At 57.0% G+C, this 23088-nt stretch carries 26 protein-coding genes and 1 tRNA gene; 13 read left to right on the top strand and 14 right to left on the bottom strand.

The window, feature by feature from the left end:
- Positions 1-36 precede the first annotated feature (36 nt).
- Genes ACR0BK_RS11925 through ACR0BK_RS11910 form a run of 4 tightly spaced genes read left to right on the top strand, consistent with a single transcriptional unit; the run spans position 37 to position 4379 of the window.
- Entirely contained in the window at positions 37-1563 is a 1527-nt protein-coding gene (locus ACR0BK_RS11925; RefSeq protein WP_480554786.1) for a DUF4153 domain-containing protein, read from the top strand.
- A 13-nt stretch (positions 1564-1576) separates the two neighbouring features.
- Entirely contained in the window at positions 1577-2269 is a 693-nt protein-coding gene (locus ACR0BK_RS11920) for a response regulator (protein WP_480519359.1), read from the top strand.
- Positions 2254-3786 carry a sensor histidine kinase gene (locus tag ACR0BK_RS11915; RefSeq protein WP_480554785.1) on the top strand — a complete coding sequence of 511 codons (1533 nt, stop codon included), beginning with the start codon at positions 2254-2256 and terminating at the stop codon, positions 3784-3786. The genes ACR0BK_RS11920 and ACR0BK_RS11915 overlap by 16 nt, the downstream gene beginning before the upstream one ends.
- A gap of 41 nt (positions 3787-3827) precedes the next feature.
- A complete protein-coding gene (locus ACR0BK_RS11910; protein WP_480554783.1) occupies positions 3828-4379 on the top strand; it encodes a VOC family protein in 552 nt (183 codons plus the stop codon).
- A 114-nt stretch (positions 4380-4493) separates the two neighbouring features.
- Here ACR0BK_RS11910 and ACR0BK_RS11905 read toward each other — a convergent pair whose 3' ends face one another.
- Positions 4494-5057 (bottom strand): cytochrome-c peroxidase, encoded by a 564-nt coding sequence (locus tag ACR0BK_RS11905; RefSeq protein WP_480554847.1) that lies wholly within the window; start codon positions 5055-5057, stop codon positions 4494-4496.
- 223 nt (positions 5058-5280) lie between these two features.
- On the opposite strand from ACR0BK_RS11905, the gene ACR0BK_RS11900 reads away from it, so the two are divergent.
- On the top strand, positions 5281-7017 hold the full coding sequence (locus ACR0BK_RS11900) for a caspase family protein (protein WP_480554781.1): 1737 nt from the start codon (positions 5281-5283) through the stop codon (positions 7015-7017).
- Positions 7018-7688: 671 nt separating this feature from the next.
- Here ACR0BK_RS11900 and ACR0BK_RS11895 read toward each other — a convergent pair.
- The 7 genes from ACR0BK_RS11895 to ACR0BK_RS11865 all read right to left on the bottom strand — a co-directional run bounded on the left by ACR0BK_RS11895 (position 7689) and on the right by ACR0BK_RS11865 (position 11569).
- Positions 7689-8123, bottom strand: coding sequence for a c-type cytochrome (locus ACR0BK_RS11895; RefSeq protein ID WP_480554780.1), 435 nt, complete (start codon positions 8121-8123; stop codon positions 7689-7691).
- 11 nt (positions 8124-8134) lie between these two features.
- A complete protein-coding gene (locus ACR0BK_RS11890; RefSeq protein WP_480554778.1) occupies positions 8135-9001 on the bottom strand; it encodes a copper resistance D family protein in 867 nt (288 codons plus the stop codon).
- Positions 9002-9003: 2 nt separating this feature from the next.
- Positions 9004-9345 carry a copper resistance CopC family protein gene (locus ACR0BK_RS11885; RefSeq protein WP_480494746.1) on the bottom strand — a complete coding sequence of 114 codons (342 nt, stop codon included), beginning with the start codon at positions 9343-9345 and terminating at the stop codon, positions 9004-9006.
- Positions 9346-9355: 10 nt separating this feature from the next.
- Positions 9356-9787 carry a c-type cytochrome gene (locus tag ACR0BK_RS11880; protein ID WP_480473968.1) on the bottom strand — a complete coding sequence of 144 codons (432 nt, stop codon included), beginning with the start codon at positions 9785-9787 and terminating at the stop codon, positions 9356-9358.
- A gap of 96 nt (positions 9788-9883) precedes the next feature.
- Positions 9884-10225, bottom strand: a complete 342-nt coding sequence (locus ACR0BK_RS11875) for a hypothetical protein (RefSeq protein ID WP_480473967.1) — start codon at positions 10223-10225, stop codon at positions 9884-9886.
- A 797-nt stretch (positions 10226-11022) separates the two neighbouring features.
- Positions 11023-11098: transfer RNA gene (locus ACR0BK_RS11870), tRNA-Ala, on the bottom strand.
- A 144-nt stretch (positions 11099-11242) separates the two neighbouring features.
- Positions 11243-11569: a TIGR02300 family protein gene (locus ACR0BK_RS11865; protein ID WP_480473966.1), complete on the bottom strand. Its 327-nt coding sequence runs from the start codon at positions 11567-11569 to the stop codon at positions 11243-11245.
- Between the two features lie 100 nt (positions 11570-11669).
- Between ACR0BK_RS11865 and ACR0BK_RS11860 the strand changes: the two genes are divergently transcribed.
- From ACR0BK_RS11860 to ACR0BK_RS11850, 3 genes are all read left to right on the top strand, one after another.
- On the top strand, positions 11670-12365 hold the full coding sequence (locus ACR0BK_RS11860) for a M48 family metallopeptidase (protein ID WP_480554776.1): 696 nt from the start codon (positions 11670-11672) through the stop codon (positions 12363-12365).
- Between the two features lie 30 nt (positions 12366-12395).
- Positions 12396-13043, top strand: coding sequence for a GntR family transcriptional regulator (locus ACR0BK_RS11855; RefSeq protein ID WP_480473964.1), 648 nt, complete (start codon positions 12396-12398; stop codon positions 13041-13043).
- Between the two features lie 113 nt (positions 13044-13156).
- Positions 13157-14287 (top strand): lytic murein transglycosylase, encoded by a 1131-nt coding sequence (locus ACR0BK_RS11850; RefSeq protein ID WP_480554774.1) that lies wholly within the window; start codon positions 13157-13159, stop codon positions 14285-14287.
- A gap of 3 nt (positions 14288-14290) precedes the next feature.
- On the opposite strand, the gene ACR0BK_RS11845 is transcribed toward ACR0BK_RS11850, so the two are convergent.
- Together ACR0BK_RS11845 and ACR0BK_RS11840 are read right to left on the bottom strand one after the other, a co-directional pair.
- A complete protein-coding gene (locus tag ACR0BK_RS11845; RefSeq protein ID WP_480473962.1) occupies positions 14291-15253 on the bottom strand; it encodes an acetyl-CoA carboxylase carboxyltransferase subunit alpha in 963 nt (320 codons plus the stop codon).
- 185 nt (positions 15254-15438) lie between these two features.
- Positions 15439-16035, bottom strand: coding sequence for a LysE family translocator (locus ACR0BK_RS11840; RefSeq protein WP_480554772.1), 597 nt, complete (start codon positions 16033-16035; stop codon positions 15439-15441).
- 73 nt (positions 16036-16108) lie between these two features.
- Between ACR0BK_RS11840 and ACR0BK_RS11835 the strand changes: the two genes are divergently transcribed.
- Entirely contained in the window at positions 16109-16561 is a 453-nt protein-coding gene (locus ACR0BK_RS11835; protein WP_480554770.1) for an Lrp/AsnC family transcriptional regulator, read from the top strand.
- A gap of 119 nt (positions 16562-16680) precedes the next feature.
- Positions 16681-17259 carry a PA14 domain-containing protein gene (locus tag ACR0BK_RS11830; protein WP_480554768.1) on the top strand — a complete coding sequence of 193 codons (579 nt, stop codon included), beginning with the start codon at positions 16681-16683 and terminating at the stop codon, positions 17257-17259.
- 54 nt (positions 17260-17313) lie between these two features.
- On the opposite strand, the gene ACR0BK_RS11825 is transcribed toward ACR0BK_RS11830, so the two are convergent.
- Entirely contained in the window at positions 17314-18276 is a 963-nt protein-coding gene (locus tag ACR0BK_RS11825; protein WP_480554767.1) for an L-malyl-CoA/beta-methylmalyl-CoA lyase, read from the bottom strand.
- Positions 18277-18571: 295 nt separating this feature from the next.
- Here ACR0BK_RS11825 and dgcN point away from each other — a divergent pair, with 295 nt between their 5' ends.
- The 3 genes from dgcN to ACR0BK_RS11810 all read left to right on the top strand — a co-directional run bounded on the left by dgcN (position 18572) and on the right by ACR0BK_RS11810 (position 21484).
- Positions 18572-19573: an N-acetyltransferase DgcN gene (gene dgcN / locus ACR0BK_RS11820; protein WP_480473957.1), complete on the top strand. Its 1002-nt coding sequence runs from the start codon at positions 18572-18574 to the stop codon at positions 19571-19573.
- A gap of 74 nt (positions 19574-19647) precedes the next feature.
- Positions 19648-20613 (top strand): N-acetyl-D-Glu racemase DgcA, encoded by a 966-nt coding sequence (gene dgcA, locus ACR0BK_RS11815; protein ID WP_480519376.1) that lies wholly within the window; start codon positions 19648-19650, stop codon positions 20611-20613.
- 10 nt (positions 20614-20623) lie between these two features.
- Positions 20624-21484 (top strand): D-amino-acid transaminase, encoded by an 861-nt coding sequence (locus tag ACR0BK_RS11810; RefSeq protein ID WP_480554765.1) that lies wholly within the window; start codon positions 20624-20626, stop codon positions 21482-21484.
- 43 nt (positions 21485-21527) lie between these two features.
- Here ACR0BK_RS11810 and ACR0BK_RS11805 read toward each other — a convergent pair whose 3' ends face one another.
- The 3 genes from ACR0BK_RS11805 to ACR0BK_RS11795 form a co-directional block, all read right to left on the bottom strand.
- Positions 21528-21842, bottom strand: a complete 315-nt coding sequence (locus ACR0BK_RS11805; protein ID WP_480519378.1) for a DUF1244 domain-containing protein — start codon at positions 21840-21842, stop codon at positions 21528-21530.
- An 88-nt stretch (positions 21843-21930) separates the two neighbouring features.
- Complete coding sequence (locus tag ACR0BK_RS11800) at positions 21931-22170, bottom strand: DUF6868 family protein (protein WP_480554763.1); 240 nt, start codon at positions 22168-22170, stop codon at positions 21931-21933.
- 86 nt (positions 22171-22256) lie between these two features.
- On the bottom strand, positions 22257-22994 hold the full coding sequence (locus tag ACR0BK_RS11795) for an N-formylglutamate amidohydrolase (RefSeq protein ID WP_480554762.1): 738 nt from the start codon (positions 22992-22994) through the stop codon (positions 22257-22259).
- Between the last annotated feature and the right edge of the window lie 94 nt (positions 22995-23088).

The following is a 23088-nucleotide window of genomic DNA, read 5'->3' as shown; positions in this document are numbered from 1 at the left end:
TGCCGGGAACACAAACCTGCAAGCAGGAGACAGGACATGAGGCAGGAACTGACAATTCGCGGCGTACCGGACAGCATCGTGTTGGACGCGTGGTGGCTGGGAAAGATGGACGAAGTCCCCCGATGGGGAGGCAACAGACGACAGCAGAGTGGTTCTCTGATGTCCACGCTGAAAATGCGCCATGCAATCCCGCTTCTTGCATCGCTGGTAGCGCTTGCTGATTGGTTGTTTTGGGAACAGCCGCTAGGCATTTCTGTCTCAGTCTTCGCGCTGGTCTTGTCCGCCGCGATCATGGCGATGAAACCCCGGCGTGCGACTGCAAAGGAGTGGCGCATAGCCGCCGCATTTGCCTTGATCACCAACCTACCGGTGGCCATCGATTTACAGCTTCTATCTATGCTGTTCAGCCTCGCTGGTTTGGTCAGTCTGGCGACCTGGGCGCTATTCGGTCAGACCGTAAACGAACGTCTGCTGCTGCGAACCGCCCTGCGACTGCCTTCCATCGGCGCGACGCTTTTGCTGCGCGACACATGTCGCACCGCTGTGGCCGCCGATCTTGGGTCCGACAGCCGCCGCCACGCAGCCTCGCTGGCCTTGCCGTTGCTATTGGGCGCGGTCTTCCTTGCTTTGCTGGCCGCCGCCAATCCAGTGCTGGAAGACCTTCTGGCCGAGCTGGACCCAAGTCTTCTGTTCGAGGGGGACTTCTGGCTGCGGCTTCTGTTCTGGAGTGTAATGGCCTCGCTGCTGTGGCCGTTCCTTAACCTCAGCGATCCGTCGCTGGGTGGCATTGCCCGCCCCGCCGCCATGCCGAAGACGGGCCCAAGCCGGGCCGCATTTCTGATCAATCCAATCTCGGTGCGCAATTCGCTGTTGCTGTTCAACCTGATGTTCCTTGTGCAAACCGTGATGGACCTCGGTATCCTGACCGGCGGTGTATCCCTGCCTCAGGGGATGAGCTATGCCGCTTATGCCCACCGGGGCGCTTATCCGCTGGTGGTGACGGCCCTTTTGGCGGGCGTATTCACTCTGGTCACTCACAGCATGATCGGCGCGGACCGGACGTTGCGCTTTCTGATCTACATGTGGTTGGCGCAGAACATGTTCCTGGTGCTGACAGCTGCTATCCGGCTGCATCATTACGTCGACGCCTATGCGCTTACCTATTTGCGGGTGGCCGCCTTCATATGGATGGCGCTGGTTCTCACCGGTTTGCTGCTGACCGTGGTGCAAATCCATCGCGGCTTCGGTACAACCTGGCTACTGCGGCGTTGTTTTGCAGCGCTTCTGGTGGTCTTGTATACCTGCAACTTTGTGAATTTTGCATCAGTCTTAGCCGGCTACAATCTGAGCCACGGCAGCGCTCTGACGAAACAGGATACCGGTTACATATGCAGCCTTGGTGCTGATGCTTACCCAGCCATACGCGATCATGAAACCAGAACCGGACAGCAGGTCTGTGACGCGTGGATGCAATATGACCTGAAAAAGGATGCAATCACCAACTGGCGCGAATGGGGCTTTCGGAGATGGCGGATCCAAGCCTATTATCGGCAGCAGAGTTGAAGGACCCCATTTGATGCCTGCACGCATTCTTGTTGTCGACGATGATCCGGATATCCTTGAGGTAACAAGGTTCGCGATTGAAAAGGCAGGCTATGCGCCACTTCTGGCCAGCGACGGCCTGACCGCGCTTGATACAAACCGCCAGGAAAGCCCCGATCTGATCGTGCTGGATATCGGGCTGCCCGAAAAGGATGGTCTGGAAGTATGCAGGGAAATCCGCAAATCCTCGGACGTGCCGATCCTGTTCCTGACCGCCCGCGATGACGAGGTCGACCGTATCGTCGGGCTGGAGCTGGGCGCCGATGATTATCTGACGAAACCCTTTTCCCCACGCGAATTGGTGGCCCGGATCAAGGCCATCCTGAAACGCAGCGCGCCGACACCTGCCCAGCCCGATCCAGTGTTGTCGCAAGGCAGCCTGCACCTGGATGCAGAGCGGCACCTGTGCAGGTTCGCTTCAACGTCCGTGACACTGACCGGATCGGAATTTCGGCTGCTGGCAACTCTGATGGCCCGTCCCGACCGCGTTCTGTCCAGGGCGCAGCTGATCGATGCGCTTTACGGCTATAACATCCACGTCTCGGACCGCACCATTGACAGCCATATACGCAATGTCCGTGCCAAACTTGCCCAGGCCGGCTGTGCCGAGGGGATCGTGACCATTCACGGTGTCGGCCTCAGGATGGGTGCATGCACGCCCGGCTGAACCGCAAATGGCGCCCCAGATTGTGGACCATCGTTCTGCTGGTGCTGGGCATTGTCCTGTGCTTGCCCTTTGCCGGGCTGGTCCTGTTCCGCTTTTATGATAGTCAACTGGTGCAACAGACCGAAGAAAGCCTGCTGACACAGGCTGCGGTTATGTCAGCGGCGTATGCCGAGCTTTATGCAGATGCAGCCGGGATCAAGCCGCCGCGCCCGAGTGCAATCTCAACCGAGCACGCGGTGTTCCCATCACTGTCGGTCAATCGCGAAACGGTTCTGCCACCGCGCCCGGACGCGCGGCCCGCAACCGTCCGACCCGGTTCGGTTTATCAGGCCATCGCCGCCCCGCTAAGCCGCATCGCCAACGCCGCCCAGGCGCAAACCCTAGCGGGTTACCGGATGCTGGATGTCGATGGGAACGTGTTTGCCGGAACCGCGGAAATCGGGCAGAAGCTGGGCCATGTTGACGAGGTTCGCGAGGCCCTTTCAGGGAAAACCGTCTCGGTCGCGCGCACCCGCGTGCGCGAGGATGCAACGCCTGCGCTTTATACCCTCAGCCGCGGTGCCCGTGTGCGCGTTTTCGTGGCGATGCCAGTGTACGTGGATCAGACCTTGATCGGGGCGGTTTACCTGAGCCGCACCCCGAACCATATTTTCCGCTTTCTGTACGGCGAACGTTTCAACCTTGCCAAGGCCGCGGCATTTGTCGCTTTGTCCACGGCGCTTATCGGGTACGTATTCTGGCGGTTCATCACCCGGCCGATCCACCTGTTGATCCAGCGCAGCCAGATGGCGGGCCACGGTGGTAAGGCATGGGAACCACCAGACCAGCTTGGCACGCGGGAAATCGCGGATCTGAGCCGTAGTTTTCAATCGCTGACGGAACGCTTGCAGGACAAGCAGGACGGATTGAAAACGTACACCGCCCATGTCACCCACGAGCTGAAGTCACCCCTCACCGCCCTGAAAGGCGCGGCAGAGCTGCTGCGCGACGACGATTTGCCATCTGCGCAAAAGCACCGCCTGCTGGACACTGTAGAAAAGGGCGGAAAACGGATGGAGGATCTGCTGGCAAACATGCGCGCCTTCAGCCTGGCCGATCAGAGTACCATCAACGGTACATGCTGTCTGAACGACATCACTGATCAGGTCGTTCAGACGTTCCCGGCGCTTGCCATCAAGGCTGAAAACGATAACTTGCCCTTGCCCGTCGCGGCACCCACCCTGCACATAATACTGACACATATGCTCGAGAATGCTCAGCAACACGGCGCGCAGAATGCCGTGCTGACAGCCTATCAGAACGACGGTGTCATCAGTCTAAAAATTGCGGATAATGGCGCCGGTATCAGTGAAGGGAACAAGGACAAGGTTTTGCAGCCCTTCTTTACGACAAAAAGAGAGGCCGGTGGCACAGGTATGGGCCTGAATATTGTCAAAGCGACCATGGAAGCAATTGGTGGGCAACTCAGTGTTGTACCAAGCAATCAAGGCGCTTGTTTTCTTCTCACCTTCAACTAGCCGGGCGAGGTGAGAACTCATCAAACGGGAGGAAACTCAACATGCGCAAATTACAGGCACAGGGCATTCACCACATCACCCTGACTGGTGCAGACCGGCAAACGTCAATAGACTTCTGGGAGGGTCTTCTCGGGTTTTCGCTTATCTTCGATCAACCAAACCTGGACGATCATTCACAGGGTCATTTGTACTTTTCCGCTGGTAACGGCCAGACGATCACGGTGTTCACCAATGAAGATCGAAAACCGTCCGGCAGTTTGCTCAGGGATCAGGTTGGCGCGGTTCATCATCTGGCCTTCGCGGTGTCACGCTCGGTTCTCATGCAGGTCGAGGAACGGCTTGACGAGAGGGGTATCAAGCACACGCCAATCAAAGACCGGGGCTTCATGAACTCGATCTATTTCCACGATCCGTTGGGTTTGAGGATCGAGCTTGCGAGTTACCGCTTTGAGCCGCCTGAAGGTGCAACTCATGGTGACGTTCTGGCCGAAGCGCACAGGCTGCGCGTTGAACGTGGTGATCTTGCGATTGCCGACGTCCACCTTGCCGATGCGATCGAGAATATCGTCTCGGAGCGTACTCCAAGAATGTAGCCCACATGTCGTTTAACCTGAGCGGTGGGCATCGCGATCCCCAACAAAATCGAAACCGGCAAAGTCGATTGATCGATCCAATGCCCCTTTACGGGTCTTCTTTATGCAAAAAACCTAATCGGGAAGCGTGGCCACCGTGAGTGACCGCAGGAATTCGCCAATATCAGACACCTCTTGTCGGCTCACTGCGCGATTGATGAGCATGTCCGTGTTCCGCCCTGGAACTGTGTCTTCAGCGCTCGCGGCCACAATGTGGATGTCTGCCAAAGGATCATCGCTCAGGGTGCGTCCCAACTGAGAAACGGCCATAACTCTGATCGCCTCTTCCAGATCGCTTACCGAGCCATTGTGGAAATAGGGCGCGGTCAGCGCGACATTGCGCAGGCAGGGCACGCGAAACCGGACGGGACGCTCCTCAAGAAGCAGATCGTATTTTTCCAGATAGGGATTGCCGTCCCAAAACACCGGGACTGTTCGGTAAGTCCCAAGTGGCTTTTCAGTGCCCGCTGCGGAGAATACGGGATCGATATGGCAGTTTCGGCAGCCGATCTTGTCGAAAAGCACGAGGCCGCGCAAATCTGCTTGTAACAGCGCCGCATCCTCGCCTTTCACAAAGCGATCATAGGGCGTATTGGGCGTGACAAGCGTGCGTTCGTAAGCCGCGATCGCGCGGGTGATATTGCGGAGAACCAGAAATCCTCCGTGCTCAAACCCCTAAATCTGTCCGGTGGGTGCTGACGTCACACAAGGCCCAAGTGAAGCAGTTGGTTTGACAACAACGTCGCCCAACAACTCCATTTATGCTATATTGGGTCCGGTTTCAGTGGACGATTTTGCCATGTTAACGCGCCAATTGCACCAATGCTTCTTTGGATCGTGGATATATCTGAGCTTCGTTTTGATGTTCGGACTGAACGCAGCACTTGCGGAAACGCCTCATGCAAAACGTGTGGCTTTGGTAATTGGCAATGCACGATATGAGCATGTGTCAAACATCCCAAACTCAGCCAATGACGCCCAGGATATCTCTGCCGCCCTCAAGAGGATTGGCTTTCATGTCACAGCAAAACAAAACCTCGACTACCGCGAAATGCGCCTGACCTTAAGAGACTTCTCTGAGGATGTGGTCGATGCGGATATGGTATTAGTCTATTTTGCAGGTCACGGGATCGAAATCGACAACACAAACTACCTGATACCGACCAATGCCGAACTCAGGAGTGACAAGGACGTAGAATTCGAGGCAATCCGTCTGGATACGGTGCTCAACGCCGTTTCGACCGCGAAAGGCTTGAAGCTGGTCATAGTGGATGCGTGTCGGAACAACCCGTTCGTGAGCGATATGGTTCGAACCACTGCAACCCGATCAATCGGTCAAGGGTTAGGCCGCATCGATCCCAGTGGGGTTCTTGTCGGGTATTCAGCGCGAGGCGGGACTTTGGCGCTGGATGGTGACGGTCGCAACAGCCCGTATGCAGAGGCCTTTCTTGAACATATCGAGGTACCCGGGTTGGAGCTTGGGAAAATGTTCCGGAAGGTGCGGGATACAGTTTACGAACTTACAGATGGGTATCAGGAGCCATTCACCTATGGGTCTCTGCCCGGTCATGACATTTTCCTTGTCCCAGCAGCACTCAAAGAGCCAATCAATAGTGACGATGCCACTGCAAATGCTGCCAATGCCGTTCGCCCTGTCGATGAGCGCGAGCGGTCGGCGCAACGTGTTCTGGGCGAGGCCATGCAGCTGGAAGACGAAAGCGCGAAGCAGGGCGCTTTGAAGCTGATCGCGCAGCTGTATCCAGACACCCGCGCGGGGCAATATTCTCAACAGGTTACGGATGTGGTCGGACGCACAAATCGGAAGATTGCCACACTCGTCACGCCGAAAACGACGATTTCACCCCCTGGAACCGAAAGCCGCCTAGACGCGCCTGCACCGTTGCCACGCTCGAATTCGGACATCGAGGCCAGTCTGAATCTGAACCGAAACGATTACCGGAGCATTCAACGCGGCCTGAACGCGCTTGGGTTTTCAGTTGGATCAGTGGATGGGATCTTCGGGCCTCGGTCCCGTGAAGCTCTGAAAGAGTTTCAGAGGCAAAATGGCGCAGAAAGAACCGGATACCTCACAGCACAGAGCTACGCCGTTCTGAAAAATGTTGCAAAACCAGAACCATCCGCGCAAAGCGACCAACAAGCAGACCCTCAGATACTGGTGGCCGTACCCAAGTCGCCCCCAAACGAGAACGCCCAAAACGCCTTCTATGGTGACTATGTCATCGAATTCAAAAGACGACCGGACCCACGTTACAATGGCGGCGAACTTGCCAACGAAAAGCCTAAAACAATGCTGCGAGTGGTGTACCGCAAATCGGCCGCCGGGTTTCAACTTATTAGTGCTCAAGACAATACTGGAACCGGTGCGTCGCGTCCGCAAAGGTTTCGCGCATCGCTGTCTGACAACGGAAAACTGCGGATCTCAGGAAACGTGGGATACCTGTTTGGAAAAACCCGAGTTGTACCATTCTCGGTCACTCAGAGTTTTTCGAAGGAATTTACCAGTGGCAAAACCGTGCATTCCAATCAGGGTCGGTTTGATGCTGCATTTTTCTTTGATATGACAATTACACGGCGCTGAGTGAAGTCGGAATGGGTGTAGCGCGGCCCAGCAGACAGGCTCGCTTGCCCAAGCGCATCCGCGTTCGCCACGTGGCGGATCAGCAAGAACAGGCGCTTTCGGCAACGGATCTGCGTATCTGCGCTGATTGCCCCAAAAAGAAGTCAGGGTCATTCCAACGGGTTTGGATGCCAATGTTGGAAGTGAAGTGCTTATGCACCTTTGTGCGGAGTTCGCCGTGGTTCGTGCCCGATGCTTCTATGTGCTTTGCTATTGTGTCGCTGCACACTGCAAGACGCCGTGCCAGAGTACCAGTCTCATTAGGGCATCTAGTACGCAATGACACACGAAGGTTCTACGCGGGGTGTTTAGTCTGGTGCGGTGTTTTGGTGCCGCGTCGGGCAGGGGCCAACGGAATTAATATATGCCGTGTCTGGACAGTGAGAGGTACGCATGCAGCTTCATTTTGCGTCACACCTGTGTGTCGCGCCGCTCTAATGCTTGCTAACTGGTTGTATTGTTAGGTTTTGGCGGAGCCTGGGGGAAACGCTGCCGAACGCCTAATGCCCTGATAGTAAACACTATTGTAGTGTGTTGGTTTGCAGAGTGTCTCACCTTAGTGTCACACTTAGAAGCACTCAACCTGCTACGTTGAACTGTGTATACCCAAACCGACACCAGACTACTGTCCTTTACTGATGAGGAAGGTTGCGACTAGCCTGCATTTGCTGAACATCGTCAGGCCAAGTGGAGCGTATGTAAGCCAGCACGTCCCATATGTCGTCGTTAGTCAGGGTGCCCTCAAAGCCCGGCATGCCACTGCTGAAGTCTTTAATACCGCGTGCTGCCAATGCGTCTGCCCCACCTAGTTTGGTATACTCGAACAGTAGCTGGTTATCATGGTGCCATGTGTGCCCTGTCACGTCATGTGGTGGGGCGGGTAACACTCCGTCATCGCCGGGTGTCTGCCAGTCGGGTTGGCCTTCCAGATTAACTCCATGGCACGAGGCACAGTACTCTGCGTAGAGTTTCTGCCCATTCGCGAGGTCCCGGTCTAACAACTCATGATCTGCAGCGACGCTAGTACCAATACTGCATATAGCGAGTGCATACAGGTGTTTGTTCATCTCTACCTACCTTAACTCGGAAGCGTTAGTACGCTGGTGAGTGTCGCCGTTGTCGCCAGAACCGCAAATACGACTATTGCCTCAACCTCGATAGATCGGGCGAGGCGTTGCGCTGCTTTAGCCTCTCCGCTTTGTAAGGCCGGAACAAATCGGAGCTTGTTGGCAGCGGCGAGGATCAACAACAGCGCCACAAGGAACACTTTGAGCAACAGAGCCTGACCGTAGCTAGTGAACAAGAGCCCTTGGAGATTGCCAACAAACAACCAAGCCATCCAGAGACCCGCCGCGACCAGCGTTGGCACAATCAGTGCAGCAGCTTGTCCGAACCTGTGCCCTAGTTCAGCAGCATCTGTCAGGTGTTCAGGCATGAGAGCCATACCCCGCAGCGGGCTAAAGATACCCACCCAAAAGGCTACACATAGAAGATGCAACAGGAGCAAGAGTTGGACACCAAAACTCTCCAGTTCCGGCACATGTCCGATCTGTGCAAAGGACCACATGGCCAATGCGCCACCCAACAGCGCGATCCATAGGCCAAAGCGAGGAACAGACAGTCCCACAAGGATCAACACTGCGCCTGCAAGGCGATAAACAAGTACGTCGCTTACGGATGTTTGCCAAAGCAAGCCAAGCATCTCTGGATCGACCATGCCGTCAACTCCGCCTGTTAAGGCGGCTCCTCGGAGCATGAAGCCAAATACCGTTGCTGCGAGGGAAAGCCACGCCAAGACCATGGCTTGGCGCTTCATCGCAAGGCTTATCGGCGAGACTAGTTCGGAATAGAGGCACTTCACGACGACAAGCCCGGTGGACCCAGCAAAGCCGATGTAGAGCACCAGCTTTGCGAGGATTGCGACAACTCCCCAAATGTCTGGCATGCTCATTCCACGGAAAAGGAAAATTCGCCCTGCATCGCATGGCCGTCTTTACCTAAACCACGCCACTCGATGACATAGGTGCCGGTTCCATTGCCCGGCAATGGGATCGTGAACACCTGACGGAAACTTGTTTGGTCCCCCAAATCCAAGCGTATCGCCGCTTGCTCTTCATGGGCCATCTCAATCCGTGTCAACCGGATGTCCTTGGTGAAGCTGAGGCCAATTTCGGCGGGCACAGAGGTTACAGTAGCCCCGTTGGCAGGTGTCGTTTCTTCGGCCTTGGAATGCGCCAGTACCCCGCTGGGAATAGCAGCCATGATTGCGAGCGTTATGATCTTCTTCATGGTTCTGTCCTCAATTTATTCCATTAGCACGCTGGATTTCACGAATGTACGCGATCACCATGGCAACGTCGCCTCGCGTCAATCCTTCGACCGGCGGCATGTCACCAAACTGCCAATGATGGCTTCTTACACCTTGTGAAACCGCCCTCTGAAAGGCTTCGTCAGCGTGGTGGCTGGGCTCGTATATCTTGTGGATCAGAGGCGGTCCTGCGCCTTCTACTCCGACCGCGTTGACGCCGTGGCAAGTAGCGCAGGAGACATCAAAGACACGCTGACCGATTACAGCATTGCCCTCAATTGACGGCATCTGAATTGCGACCATAGCATCGCCTTCAAGTGCCTCCTGCGGCGTAGTCTCTTCGATTGAACCGGGCCGAAGGGTTATGAAAGCGGCGACGGCAGCGACGGTGCATACGCCGACTAGTAAGTAGCTTTTTTTCATGGATTGGTCCTGACATTTTGGAAGCTTATAGTGCTGCGGTTCATTGCGAACAGCGGCACGCGCAGGTCGCAGATGTTCGCAAGGATTTACGCTGCTTCAAAGGTCAGGGGGCTTGTATGGGTTATCCGGTTCAATCGGCTTGGCTTGAGTTCCAATCTGAAACTCTGGATCAATTTCACGTTGATCCTGCGCGGCTTCTCCGTTCTGGGCGAGCAAAACAATGGCTTGGCAGATAGAGGGATTACACTCGCCGGTTCCTGAACTGTCCGGGTCATGGTGGCTGTTTGGGGACGACTTATCGATGCTATTTTTAGCCACGGAAGCGTGTTCTGTTGATTGCATGTGGCTTTCACAGTGAAGGCCGATGCAGCCATCTGATAGCGCATGAACAACGGTGCCAAAACCGGTCAGGGTGACCAGAACGCTGACTAGTAGCACAATTGAGTATCGTCGGATGACCATGGTTCAGGACGCTACTGCAGCAGACCAAGCATGACAACGCCATCACGTTTATAATTATGGATTGTGACCAACTTAATTTCGAGCTTTTTGGGCCCGCCTCCTCGTAGCTAGCAACATGAGAAGGTCCTTCGTACTAAACCCCTAACTGCAGTGATGTGGACGACGTCGCAGTTGAGTGTTGACTTGTGTCAAAGCGTAGGTTGCCAAATTGTTGGTAAGGTGCTTCGCAAATGGGTCAGAGCAACAGCATAAAAGCAACCCGGAGAACGGTGGTGTTTTTGGCTATACTCATAGCTATGGCCGCATGCACGGACAGGCATCACCACGGTGACTGGCACGGCCATGGTGCAGAGGGATGCTATGGACCTCACCATGACGCTATCGGCGAAGCTCGTTGTGGGGCGTTTGAGTAAGCTACTTTGCAAGGACGCACTCGCAAACAACCAGTCTAGCCAGTTTATGTTTGTTGATCACGAGGCCGCCGTTGATAGTGAACAGCCTCATTTGACTAGTCCAGTTTGATTGTTAGTGCATCGTCGGCCTCTGATCCATTGGAATGATGGTTTCCGGGGCTGGTGGGCGATAGCCCAATGCACTGTCCGATGTGTGGTGCTTGGTCCAGTGTGGGGTTTTGGTCTTGTGTCGGGCAGGGGCCAACGGAAGTAATATATGCCGTGTCTAGACAGTGAGAGGTACGCATGCAGCTTCATTTTGTGTCACACCTGTGTGTCACACCGCTCTAATGCTTGCTATCTAGTTGTTCTGTTAGGTTTTGGTGGAGCCTAGGGGAGTCGAACCCCTGACCTCTTGCATGCCATGCAAGCGCTCTCCCAACTGAGCTAAGGCCCCATCATTGTACCATCGGTATGGTGGACGGACGTTTAGGAGACAGCGGCTGCGAGTGCAAGTCCAAAATTGGAATTGGACGCGAATTTCCGTCCGGGCTGTCCCTCTCAAGTAAAAGGCGATCCCAGGGGATCGCCTTTTACTTGATCAGTTGTCGTCGTCTGACGTCATGTCGGTGATGTCGTCCAGTGAAACGTCATCACTGTCGTCATCATCGTCGTCCAGCAGATCGTCATCCAAATCCACGTCGACGCTGTCATCATCGTCCAGAACCAGATCGTCATCCGCCGTGTTTTCACGTGCTTTGACCGAAGCCGCGTCTTCCGCATCCGCCGCGATCATGCGGCTTTTGACTGTTTCAAGCTCCACAATCTCGCCAGTGTAGGGGCTGATGATGGGGTCTTTGTTCAGGTCGTAAAACCGCTTACCAGTTGTCGGGCAAACACGCTTTACGCCCCATTCTTCCTTGGGCATGTCAAATCCCCTTGATATCAGGTGAGTCGTCTAAATGATTCAGCTCACCTGCCACAGGCAGAGGGCACTGTCAAAGTCTTTGCGCAAGAGAGGTCGCGATATGGGAGAGCACGCATTGCCAGGGACACCGCCGGTGCCACTGAGATTGCGCAAATCGGCTCGGGCGCGGCGTATCAGCCTGCGAATCTCCCAGCTGGATGGGCGCGTCACGTTGACTTACCCGAATGGCGTGCCGGAATCCGAGGCCTTGAGCTTTGCGCGCACCAAGGAAGGGTGGATCCGGCAGCATCTTCAGGGTCGGCCCGATATGGCCTCAGTGCAGTTTGGGCAAGTGATCCCGATCGAGGGGAAAGCACGCCGAATCGTCCCTGCCACCGGGCGACGGGTTATGCTGAATGCAGATGAGGTTGCCGTGCCGACAGGGGCCGAGGCCCGCAGGTTGGGCCGGTTCCTGAAGGAACTGGCGCGAGACCGGTTGACCGGCGCCTGTGATGATTATGCAGCTATGCTGGGGCGTTCGTACACGACACTCAGCCTGCGTGACACGCGGTCGCGTTGGGGGTCGTGCAGCTCGCATGGCGGGTTGATGTTTTCGTGGCGCCTTATTCTGGCACCTCCTGACGTGTTGCACTATGTCGCGGCGCATGAGGTGGCACATCTTGCCGAGATGAACCACTCGCCTGCCTTCTGGGCGCAGGTTGAAAAGATCTTTGGCCCGTATCAGCCGCCCCGCCGTTGGTTGCGCGACAACGGGGCCGAGTTGCATCGCTACAGATTTGACACAGAGCCGAGTTGACGTGGCGCCTTTTTGTGATCACATGAGCATATGTTGACCGCGCGCCCTTCCGAAACCCAGACCGCAACACATGACCGGGTGTACCGGGCGCTGCGATCCCGGATAATGCATGGTGAGATGGCACCGGGGCAGGCCCTGACGCTGCGGGGCATCGGCAAGGAATTTGGTGTTTCAATGACTCCGGCGCGAGAGGCGGTCCGCCGCCTGGCCGCAGAAGGGGCATTGTTCCTGTCCACATCGGGCCGGGTTTCGACCCCGGAGCTGACGAATGACCGGATTGAGGAACTGGCTGCCTTGCGCGCCTTGCTTGAGGTCGAACTGGCAAGCCGGGCCTTGCCCAGGGCACACATGGCCCTGATCGATAGGTTGCAGAGCATCAACATGACAGTTGCCGAGATGGTGACCAAACGGGATGCGGTTGGCTATATCCGCTCGAATCTGGAATTTCACAGAACCCTGTATCTGCGCGCTCAGGCCCCTGCGATGCTGGCCATTGCTGAAACCGTCTGGCTGCAACTTGGCCCAACGATGCGGGCGCTTTACGGACGTCTCAGGCGCGCAGAGCCGCCACATTATCACAAGCTGATCATTGCGGCGCTCAAGGCCGGGGACGAGCCGGGATTGCGGCTGGCAGTGCGCTCGGATGTGACGCAGGGGCTGCGTTTGCTGGTCAGCTGAGCGGCTTCCTGCCGACATCGTCAAAGCGCCCGTCCAAGGTGTCACTGTTCTGGCCTGTGCAACTCGGCTGGGTTACTCTTGCGGCAAATCACAAACAAGAGCAGACCCAAACCATGATCACTCGCCGGACTTTTTCCATTTGCCTCGGATCAACGCTTTTGGCCGCCTGTACAGGCGGTGCCGCTCCGTCCGGCACGCCTGCAACCCGGATGCGGGCTGTTCCTAATGCCGGGTGGGATGCCTGGGTTGCCGGTTTCAAGGGCAGGGCAGCGTCGCAGGGGATCTCCCGGACAACCGTTGACCGCGCCTTTCAGGGGGCCGGGTATTTGCCCGACGTAATCGAACGCGACCGAAATCAGGTCGAATTCAAGCGCAGCCTCGAAGACTACCTAGCCATCGCGGCCTCGGACGAACGGATCAGCACCGGCCAGCAGATGCTGCGGAAACATAACGGCACCCTGTCGCGGATCGAGGCGCAATATGGCGTGGATAAGGAAATCGTCGTGGCCGTCTGGGGGCTGGAGAGCCGTTACGGCGCGCGCCGCGGTGATGTGCCCGTTGTATCGGCGCTGTCGACGCTTGCTTATGATGGCCGGCGTGGGCAGTTCTTTGAAAGTCAGTTGATCGCGGCGATGAAGATCCTTCAGAACGGCGATACCACGCCTGCCAACATGACCGGCAGTTGGGCCGGTGCGATGGGGCACACGCAGTTCATTCCGACCTCGTATCTAGCCTATGCCGTGGATTTCACCGGCGACGGGCGGCGCGACATCTGGTCGGATGATCCGACGGATTCGCTGGCTTCCACCGCTGCTTACCTGTCGCGTGCAGGTTGGGTGCGGGGGCAGCCCTGGGGGGGCGAGGCGGGGCGTGTTTCCGGTACTCCGGTGGCCGTGTTGCAGCCGCAAATACCGGGCCCCCGCATCGCCGTGTTCCGCAATTTCCAGGTAATCAAACGCTATAACAACTCGGACAGCTACGCGATCGGCGTCGGTCATCTGGCGGACAGGATCGCGGGCGGGGCGCCGTTTCAGGCCTCGTTCGGGCCGGATGCAAGTGGGCTTACGCTGGACGACCGCAAGGAATTGCAGCGCCGCCTGACATCTGCGGGGTATGACACGCAAGGCGCAGATGGCGTGATCGGAAACAACACCACCACAGCCATCAGCGCTTATCAAAGCGCCAACGGTCTGCCCGTGACAGGTGAGCCTTCGGTTGCTTTGCTGCGCAGTTTGGGTGGCTGACGGTTACGCCGCCAGCCCCTTCGACCCGATATCAAGGAATTTCTGACGGCGGTCTTTTATCAGGGCCGCCCCATCCTTGCCGTCCAGTTCAGTCAACATGGCGGTGATGGCCGCGCGCACCGACTCAACCGTTGCCGGTCGATCGCGATGTGCGCCACCCTTGGGTTCCGGGATGATCCGGTCACATACGCCCAGCTTGTGCAAATCCTGAGCGGTCAAACGCAGCGCCTCGGCCGCTTCACGCATCTTTTCGGCATCTTTCCACAGGATCGATGCGCAGCCTTCCGGCGAGATCACCGAATAGACCGAATGCTCCAGCATCGCCACGCGGTTTGCGGTTGCAAACGCCACAGCGCCGCCCGAGCCGCCTTCGCCGATGATGACCGAAACCAGCGGCACGCCGATTTTCAGACACATTTCGGTCGACCGGGCAATCGCCTCGGATTGGCCGCGTTCCTCTGCTCCTTTGCCCGGATAGGCGCCAGCAGTGTCGATCAAGGTAATGACAGGTAGTCCAAAACGCCCGGCCATCTCCATCAGACGAACTGCCTTGCGATACCCTTCAGGTCGGGCCATCCCGAAATTGCGTTCGATCCGCGACTTGGTATCGCTGCCCTTTTCGTGGCCGATCACCATCACCGGCTGATCGTTAAAGCGCGCAAGACCACCGATAACGGCGAGATCGTCGGCAAAGTTCCGGTCACCGGCCAGCGGGGTGAACTCGGTGAACAAAGCGTCCACGTAATCCTTGCAATGCGGGCGTTCCGGGTGACGCGCCACCTGGCACTTCCGCCAGGGTGTCAGGTCGCGATAGAGTTCATCCAGCAGCTTGGAGGCTTTGGCATCCAGTGCGGCGGCTTCTTCGGCCACATCCATTTCTTCGTTGGCACGGGCCAGCGCGCGCAGCTCTTCAGCTTTGCCTTCAATCTCGGCCAGCGGTTTTTCGAAATCCAGATACTGGGTCATGACGCCTCATCTGCGTGAAATTTCCTAGCTATATGCCGCTGGCTGGCCTCAGATGCAACTAGATGACACTGAAGCGGCATCGTTCATGTCAAAAGCCGTTGATCAGATTAAGAGATTCGTTTGCTTGCCAGCACATTCCCGACATGCCCAGCAGAACAATCGCTGAAATCGACTAATGGGGAAACTCACTCCGGCCAAAGCACTGGGTAGAGCGAAACCACAAGCAGCACAGCCATTGTCCAGTTGAAGACAACCAATCGGCGCGGGTTTGTCAGCATCCGCGCCATCTGCTGTCCCAGAACGGTCCATGTGCTGACCGACGGTAAGTTGACGGCTCCGAAGACAAGCGCCACGACGGCAATCGCATACATCGTCCGATCCGGTGTATAGGCCGTGGTGGCGGTCAGGGCCATGGCCCAGGCTTTTGGGTTAACCCATTGAAACGCTGCGGCTTGCAGGAATGTCATCGGCACTCCGGTCACCTCGGCGCTGCTTGCCAGCGCGGCATGTGCAATCTTCCAGGCCAGATAGAGCAGATAAATCACCGACAGGATTTTCAGCACTGAATAGCTGACGGGATACCGATCAAAGACCTGCACCAGACCAGATCCGACGAGCAGCACCATGAAGGTAAAGCCAAGCCCAATGCCCAGCATATGCGGAATCGAACGTCGAAAGCCGAAATTTGCCCCCGAAGCCATCAGCATCAGGTTGTTCGGCCCCGGCGTGATCGAGGTTACGAAGGCAAAGGCGATCAGGGCCATCAGGATGTCATAAGTCATGGCGCGAAGTATTGTCCGCTCTGCGGCAAATGAAATTGCTTTTTTGTGCGTGTTTCCTGTAGTTGTGCAATCAATGATGAAGAATGACAGAATAAACCGCCAGATATTGCAGGAGCTGACCCGTGACGGACGGATCAGCAATCTGGATCTGGCCGAGCGTGTGGGCCTTTCCCCTTCGGCCTGCCTGCGCCGCGTGCAAGAACTTGAGCGGGCCGGGGTGATCACAGGCTATCGCGCAGTTCTGGACCCGGCGGCGATGGGTATCGGCTTTGTCGCTTATATTGGTGTAGGGCTGGGCGAGCATACAAAGGCCGCGCAGGAGGGGTTTGAACGCGCGCTCCAACTGGCCCCGGAAGTTGTCGAATGCCACAACATCACGGGAACAATCGAATACCTGCTGCGGGTCGAATGTGAAGACCTGCCGTCTTACAAGACCTTCCATACCGAGGTGTTGGGGACTTTGCCGCATGTCACATCGATCACATCCTATGTGGTTATGGATTCACCCAAGAATTTGCGGGCGTGACGCCTTGAATTGTGAAGGCACACTCTCTTGCAGGGCGAAAACTCACAGCCTAAAGTCATGGAAATGACGTTGCCTTGGGATACGCCCAGCCAAAACGGCACGCAAACAGGGAGATTACGATGAAACGCGTTCGAACAGTGGCGGCCGCAGTTGCCTTGTCAGTGGTTGCCGGGGCCGCCTTGTCTGCCCCGCTGAAACTGCAACCTGCCAACCCGCAGCCTTCTCCGAAAGCGGGGCTGAATGTGAAGTACATTGGCACAGGCAATCAACACAAGAAGATCCGCGATCTGAGTCAGGCAAAAAGCATGCTGTCCAAAGCGCAGCCTGGGCAACCGCTGCAGGGACTGGATTACAGGGACACCAGTCAGGGTGACAATGTCATGACATTCGACGGCGCTTACAATGTTGCTGCCGAGATTACGGGATATATGCGGTTCGACTCGCCTGGGGTTTACGAGTTGGAAACCTGGTCGAATGACGGGATAGAAGCATTCGTCGGAGGCCAAAATATCGGCTATGTCTCGGGTATTCAGGGTTGTGAGGCCAACCAGCGGACCGAAGTCGAAGTGCCCAAGGCAGGGTGGTACCCGCTCAAGATCATCTATTTCCAAAAGCTTGGAACATCCTGCCTGATGATGAAGTCGGGTAAAAAGGGCGAAAGGTTCACCTGGACGCCGAATGCTGTTTTTGGGCGGTGATACCAGAACAAAGTTGGAAAAAGGCGCCGGGTCGGGCGCCTTTTTTATTGTGCATCAGCCGTTGGCCGCGATCAACTCGGCCTGTGCCACGATCACCTCGGCCTGCTTGATCGAAGCGATGTCGACCAGACGTCCTTTGTAAACCGTCGCACCTTCGCCATTGGCTTTGGCTTGCTCCATCGCGGTGAGGATTTCGCGGGCCTCTGACACGGCTTCTTCCGAGGGGGTGAACACCTGATTGGCCAGCGCGATCTGCTTGGGATGGATGGCCCATTTGCCCACCATGCCCAGCGTGGCCGAGCGTTTGGCCTGCGCAATGTACCCCTCGTCATCGCTGAAATCACCGAAGGGCCCGTCGACTGGCAGCACGCCATGGGTGCGGCATGCGGCAACGATGGCGGCCTGTGCCCAGTGCCATGGATCGGACCAGTGTTTCGCACCCTCGTGCAGCATGTAATAGTTTTCCTGCGTGCCGCCGATGCCGGTGGTTTGCATCCCCATCGAAGCGGCAAAATCAGCCGCGCCAAGGCTCATAGCCTGCAAACGGGGCGAGGAGGCTGCGATTTCTTCGACGTGGGCGATGCCGGCGGAAGATTCGATGATAACCTCAAAGCTGATTGGTTTGGGGCGACCTTTGGCGCGTTCGATGGCGGTGACCAATGCGTCCACCGCATAGACATCTGCCGCGCAGCCGACTTTGGGGATCATGATCTGATCCAGACGGTCGCCCGCCTGTTCCAATACATCGACAACGTCGCGATACCAGTACGGGGTATCCAATCCGTTGATGCGAACGGACATGTATTTGTTGCCCCAGTCCACGGTGTTCAGTGCTTCGATGACATTGGCGCGGGCCGTATCCTTATCCGAAGGCGCAACCGAGTCTTCAAGATCGAGGTTGATCACATCCGCAGCGGATGCTGCCATCTTCGGGAACAGTTTGGTGTTCGACCCCGGGCCAAACAGCTGACAGCGATTGGGACGCGCCGGTGCGGCAGGTTGGATGCGAAAGCTCATCTGGACCTCGTCTGAGTAATGAAATTACGATTTTCCTGCTCAATGAGGTATTAAATTGCGCGGTGCGGCGCAAGAGCGATTGTGCACCTGCGGCAATGCGGTTGCAGAAAGCAGCTTCAAAACTGCCCGAGTGGGGTGATTAAAGTTTAATCACTTTAAAAACTTCGAAGATTTTTGCGCACATCGAGAACACTGCGCAAGAAACTCGCGCATAGGCCGTGGTTGACGGGCCAAAACGCGAAGCGCTCGTTTTACCGCTTCTCTAGCCTGCCCCGGAATCAAAGGAGTGACCGCAATGATCGAGACACCGTACCTGCTGTTCCTGGGCGATGCGCCCGACCAATTGGCGGCCAAAGTGGCTGTTGGGATCAAGGACTGGCGTCCGGAAAACGCCGTGGGCCAGTATCGAATGGACGGCTGCAAGGCCGATCTGGGCTTGGCTGACATGACCCTGACCGAAGCGAAGGAAGCCGGTGCCAAGACACTGGTGATCGGTGTGGCAAACCGCGGCGGTGTGATCAGCCAGGACTGGAAAAAGGTTCTGGTCATGGCGCTTGAGGAAGGGTTCGACCTGGCCTCGGGGTTGCATAACCTGCTGCGGGATGAGCCGGACCTGGTAGCGGTTGCCGAAGCAACAGGACGGAAACTGCACGACGTGCGGGTGCCTGAAATCAATTATCCGATTGCAAACGGGATCAAGCGCAAGGGCAAGCGGTGTCTGGCCGTCGGAACAGACTGTTCGGTTGGCAAGATGTACACCGCGCTGGCGATGGACGCCGAGATGCGTGAGCGCGGGATGAAATCGACCTTCCGCGCGACCGGCCAAACCGGCATCCTGATCACCGGTGACGGTGTGCCGCTGGATGCAGTCATTGCTGACTTCATGGCGGGTTCGGTCGAATGGCTGACACCGGACAATGACGATGATCACTGGGACCTGATCGAAGGGCAGGGGTCATTGTTCCACGTATCCTATTCCGGCGTGACCATGGCACTGATCCATGGCGGCCAGCCGGACGCCCTGATCCTGAGCCATGAACCGACCCGTGCGCACATGCGCGGCTTGCCAACCTATCAACTGCCAACATTGGAAGCCCTGCGCGACACCGCGCTGGCGCTGGCCAAGGTGGCAAACCCGGATTGTCAGGTTGTTGGCGTTTCGGTCAACACCCAGCACATGTCCGAGGCAGACGCGACCGCCTATCTGGCCAAGATCGAAGAGGATATGGGCTTGCCTGCGACCGACCCGTTCCGTTTTGGTTCGGGCAAGCTGGTGGACGCGCTGGCCGCAATATGATCTGAACAACGCGCCGGTGGCGGACTGTTCCGCCTCCGGCGTGAGTATTTGGGAAAAGATGAAGGAGCGGGTGCGTGCAGATTGAGGTTTCTCGCGATGTGTTCCGGCTGGCGCAGGTCTTCACCATCTCGCGCGGGTCGCGGACCGATGCAAAGGTGCTGACGGTTCGGGTTTCGGACGGAAGCCATCACGGCTGGGGCGAATGCGTTCCTTACGCGCGTTATGACGAAACGCTCGAGTCTGTTGAGGCTGAGATTGCCGGTCTGCCCGCGGATGTCACCCGCCAGACGCTGACGGATCTGCTGCCCGCAGGCGCCGCGCGGAACGCCGTGGATTGTGCCCTGTGGGATCTGGAGTGCAAACGTGTTGGCAAGCGCGCCTGGGACCTGGCGGGTCTGCCCAAGCCCGGCCCCGAGATCACCGCTTATACATTGTCGCTGGACACCCCCGAGGCAATGCAGGCGCAGGCCGCCGGGAACGCGCATCGCCCGCTTCTGAAGATCAAGCTGGGCACGCCCGATGATATGCCCCGGCTTGAGGCGGTGCGCGCCGGTGCTCCGAATTCCAAGATCATTGTGGATGCAAACGAAGGCTGGTCGGCCGAGGTTTACGCCGACCTCGCCCCGCATCTGGTGCGGCTGGGCGTGGCATTGGTGGAACAGCCTTTGCCCGCAGGAGATGACGATGCATTGATCGGGATGAAGCGCCCGGTGCCAGTCTGCGCTGACGAATCCTGCCATGACCGTGCCAGCCTGCCCAAGTTGAAGGGTAAATATGATGTCATCAACATCAAGCTCGACAAGACCGGGGGCCTGACCGAGGCGCTGGAGTTGCGCAAGGCAGCGATTGCCGAAGGTTATGACATTATGGTGGGATGCATGGTCGGCAGCTCGCTTGCCATGGCACCTGCGACATTGCTGGCACAGGGTGCGATGGTAACGGACCTTGACGGTCCGCTTCTGTTGGCCGAAGACCGCGACACCCCGCTGGATTTTGACGACGCCGGAGTGCACCCGCCTGCGGCCGCACTTTGGGGTTGAGGAGACGAATATGACCCGTACCGTTTACGTAAATGGCGAATACCTGCCGGAGACCGAGGCCAAGGTTTCCATATTTGACCGTGGCTTCCTGTTTGCGGACGCGGTTTACGAAGTCACCAGTGTGCTGGACGGCAAGCTGATCGACTTCGAAGGTCACTCAGTCCGTCTGAAGCGCTCGCTGAACGAGCTGGAGATGGCCGAGCCCTGCACCAAGGACGAACTGCTGGAGATCCACCGCAAGCTGATTGAGCTGAACGGCATCGAGGAAGGTCTGGTCTATTTGCAGGTCTCGCGCGGCAGCGATGGCGACCGGGATTTCGTGTTTCCGTCGGCAGATACCAAGCCCAGCCTCGTTTTGTTCACGCAGAACAAGCCCGGGCTGGCTGACAGCCCGGCGGCCAGGAAAGGCGCCAAGATCATCTCGATCGAAGACATCCGCTGGGGCCGGCGCGACATCAAAACGGTGCAATTGCTCTACCCGTCGATGGGCAAGATGATGGCCAAGAAGGCAGGTTGCGACGACGCATGGCTGGTCGAGGACGGCTTTGTGACCGAGGGCACCAGCAACAACGCCTATTTCGTCAAAAACGGCAAGATTGTCACCCGCCCGCTGTCCAACGATATCCTGCACGGCATCACCCGAAAGGCCGTGCTGCGCATGGCGGCTGAGGCGCAGATGGAAATCGAAGAACGTCTGTTCACCATCGACGAAGCCAAAGAGGCTGATGAAGCATTCACCACCTCGGCCAGCGCCTTTGTGATGCCTGTGGTTGAAATCGACGGAGTTGCGCTGGGTGACGGTACGCCGGGGCCGATTGCAAAACGCTTGCGCGAGATTTATCTGGACGAAAGCCGCAAGGCAGCGATCTAAAGAAATAGGCCCGCCAATCTGGCGGGCCTATTTCGTATTGGGCCTAGCCCTTTTTCGTTACATTCTCTTCAAACGCGACCTTGAAGGCGGCCTGTTTTTCAGTGCTGGCCTCGGTTTGATAATTGGCTTTCCATTCATCCATGGTCATGCCGTAGAAAAGTTCACGGGCCTCGTCCTTGCCCATCTCGATCCCCTTTTCATTGGCCGCTTCCTGATACCAGCGCGACAGGCAGTTGCGGCAGAACCCGGCCAGATTCATCATGTCGATGTTCTGCACGTCGGTGCGGTCTTCCATCAGGTGCTTTTGCAGCCGACGAAAGGCGGCAGCCTGAAGTTCGATTTCGGTTTGCTTGTCCATAATGTGGCTCCGGAAGGCAGTGTGTGTTGCGTTTGACCTAACAATCCTGCCGTGTCGTTACAACAACGGCGCTTGTGGTCAGCGCTACCTACATCAGTTTCAAGGCCAGCCAGGGCACGATGCAAAAGATCAGTGTCAGAATCTTGTAGTTGGCAAGGTATCTGAAATAGGCACGTTTCACGTCGGCGCGATCCATCTGAAACATCCTGCCGTGAATGCCAGCGATCCAGTCCTGCAAAAGCAGAATCATAACGGTGGTGAACAGCAAAACCGCGATATTAAGCGTGGCCATCCAACCGAAAAACGTTGTCAGAAACTCATGTGTCATGACGATCCCCTTTCCCGCATTATATGGGGATCAGAGGCATTGCTCACAATGGCGTGAGGGGTGGAACGTCCCTGCAAACCTTGCGGTCAAAGGTCGCTGGCGTCCAACGCTTCTTGCAGGATTATCGCCAACTGCTCGGCCCAATGCCGTTGCCCGGCATGATCGGCGATCAGATCATTGCGTAGCTCGATCAATGCATTGGGACGGCCAAAAGCGGTGCAGTGCTTGTCAATCGCATCACCCGGCAAAACGCCGGTATAGGGTTCATTGACACCAACGCACAGGTCATCTTCCTGTTGCAGCCGTTCGATCAAAGGACGCGAGAACCGCTCGTCCGGCGTGTGCAGAACACCAATGTGCCACGGACGCGGATCACGTCCACGCAGCTGACGCGTGAAGGAATGCATCGACACAATTACCGCATGTGGCAGTGCCGCCATCTCAGCCAACGCTGTGTGGTAGGGGCGATAACACATGTTCAGGCGGCGTTCGCGCTCGGCGGCATCGGCATGGCGGTTGCCGGGAATGATCGACCCGTCATACAGTTTCATCAACAGCGTGGGGTCATCTTCCCCTCGGTTCGGGTCGATTACAAGGCGCGAGAAATTGGCGGCGATCACCGGCGCGTTCAGAATCTCGCCCAGATGCTTTGATACCTCATACGCGCCGACATCATAGGCGATATGGCGCTCCATATCCTCGCGCGGCAGGCCAAGGTCTCCGTCATTGACCTCGGGGGGAACGATGTTGGTTGCGTGGTCGCATGTGATCAGCCATCGGGACGGGCGATCCGCGCCGTGAACAAAAAACGGGGTGTAAGTCATAAGCCTGTCATCTAGTTTGTCGCAGGTGTAGGGCAGTTGCTTTAAAAAGGGAATTGCGCAATAAGCGCCACAGCAGTGTTTGCGGTAACATTTT

This window comes from Ruegeria sp. AF1 (genome assembly GCF_056542125.1).
Note: the sequence above shows the minus strand (reverse complement) of the source record. Positions and strands in the feature narration are given on the sequence as shown.

Excerpts from the sequence above, each read along its gene's own strand:
- ACR0BK_RS11925 (WP_480554786.1), top strand. The coding sequence starts at position 37 with ATGAGGCAGGAACTGACAATTCGCGGCGTACCGGACAGCATCGTGTTG.
- ACR0BK_RS11920 (WP_480519359.1), top strand. The coding sequence starts at position 1,577 with ATGCCTGCACGCATTCTTGTTGTCGACGATGATCCGGATATCCTTGAG.
- ACR0BK_RS11915 (WP_480554785.1), top strand. The coding sequence starts at position 2,254 with ATGCACGCCCGGCTGAACCGCAAATGGCGCCCCAGATTGTGGACCATC.
- ACR0BK_RS11910 (WP_480554783.1), top strand. The coding sequence starts at position 3,828 with ATGCGCAAATTACAGGCACAGGGCATTCACCACATCACCCTGACTGGT.
- ACR0BK_RS11900 (WP_480554781.1), top strand. The coding sequence starts at position 5,281 with ATGTTCGGACTGAACGCAGCACTTGCGGAAACGCCTCATGCAAAACGT.
- ACR0BK_RS11895 (WP_480554780.1), bottom strand. The coding sequence starts at position 8,123 with ATGAACAAACACCTGTATGCACTCGCTATATGCAGTATTGGTACTAGC.
- ACR0BK_RS11890 (WP_480554778.1), bottom strand. The coding sequence starts at position 9,001 with ATGCCAGACATTTGGGGAGTTGTCGCAATCCTCGCAAAGCTGGTGCTC.
- ACR0BK_RS11885 (WP_480494746.1), bottom strand. The coding sequence starts at position 9,345 with ATGAAGAAGATCATAACGCTCGCAATCATGGCTGCTATTCCCAGCGGG.
- ACR0BK_RS11880 (WP_480473968.1), bottom strand. The coding sequence starts at position 9,787 with ATGAAAAAAAGCTACTTACTAGTCGGCGTATGCACCGTCGCTGCCGTC.
- ACR0BK_RS11865 (WP_480473966.1), bottom strand. The coding sequence starts at position 11,569 with ATGCCCAAGGAAGAATGGGGCGTAAAGCGTGTTTGCCCGACAACTGGT.
- ACR0BK_RS11860 (WP_480554776.1), top strand. The coding sequence starts at position 11,670 with ATGGGAGAGCACGCATTGCCAGGGACACCGCCGGTGCCACTGAGATTG.
- ACR0BK_RS11855 (WP_480473964.1), top strand. The coding sequence starts at position 12,396 with ATGTTGACCGCGCGCCCTTCCGAAACCCAGACCGCAACACATGACCGG.
- ACR0BK_RS11850 (WP_480554774.1), top strand. The coding sequence starts at position 13,157 with ATGATCACTCGCCGGACTTTTTCCATTTGCCTCGGATCAACGCTTTTG.
- ACR0BK_RS11845 (WP_480473962.1), bottom strand. The coding sequence starts at position 15,253 with ATGACCCAGTATCTGGATTTCGAAAAACCGCTGGCCGAGATTGAAGGC.
- ACR0BK_RS11840 (WP_480554772.1), bottom strand. The coding sequence starts at position 16,035 with ATGACTTATGACATCCTGATGGCCCTGATCGCCTTTGCCTTCGTAACC.
- ACR0BK_RS11835 (WP_480554770.1), top strand. The coding sequence starts at position 16,109 with ATGATGAAGAATGACAGAATAAACCGCCAGATATTGCAGGAGCTGACC.
- ACR0BK_RS11830 (WP_480554768.1), top strand. The coding sequence starts at position 16,681 with ATGAAACGCGTTCGAACAGTGGCGGCCGCAGTTGCCTTGTCAGTGGTT.
- ACR0BK_RS11825 (WP_480554767.1), bottom strand. The coding sequence starts at position 18,276 with ATGAGCTTTCGCATCCAACCTGCCGCACCGGCGCGTCCCAATCGCTGT.
- dgcN (WP_480473957.1), top strand. The coding sequence starts at position 18,572 with ATGATCGAGACACCGTACCTGCTGTTCCTGGGCGATGCGCCCGACCAA.
- ACR0BK_RS11810 (WP_480554765.1), top strand. The coding sequence starts at position 20,624 with ATGACCCGTACCGTTTACGTAAATGGCGAATACCTGCCGGAGACCGAG.
- ACR0BK_RS11805 (WP_480519378.1), bottom strand. The coding sequence starts at position 21,842 with ATGGACAAGCAAACCGAAATCGAACTTCAGGCTGCCGCCTTTCGTCGG.
- ACR0BK_RS11800 (WP_480554763.1), bottom strand. The coding sequence starts at position 22,170 with ATGACACATGAGTTTCTGACAACGTTTTTCGGTTGGATGGCCACGCTT.
- ACR0BK_RS11795 (WP_480554762.1), bottom strand. The coding sequence starts at position 22,994 with ATGACTTACACCCCGTTTTTTGTTCACGGCGCGGATCGCCCGTCCCGA.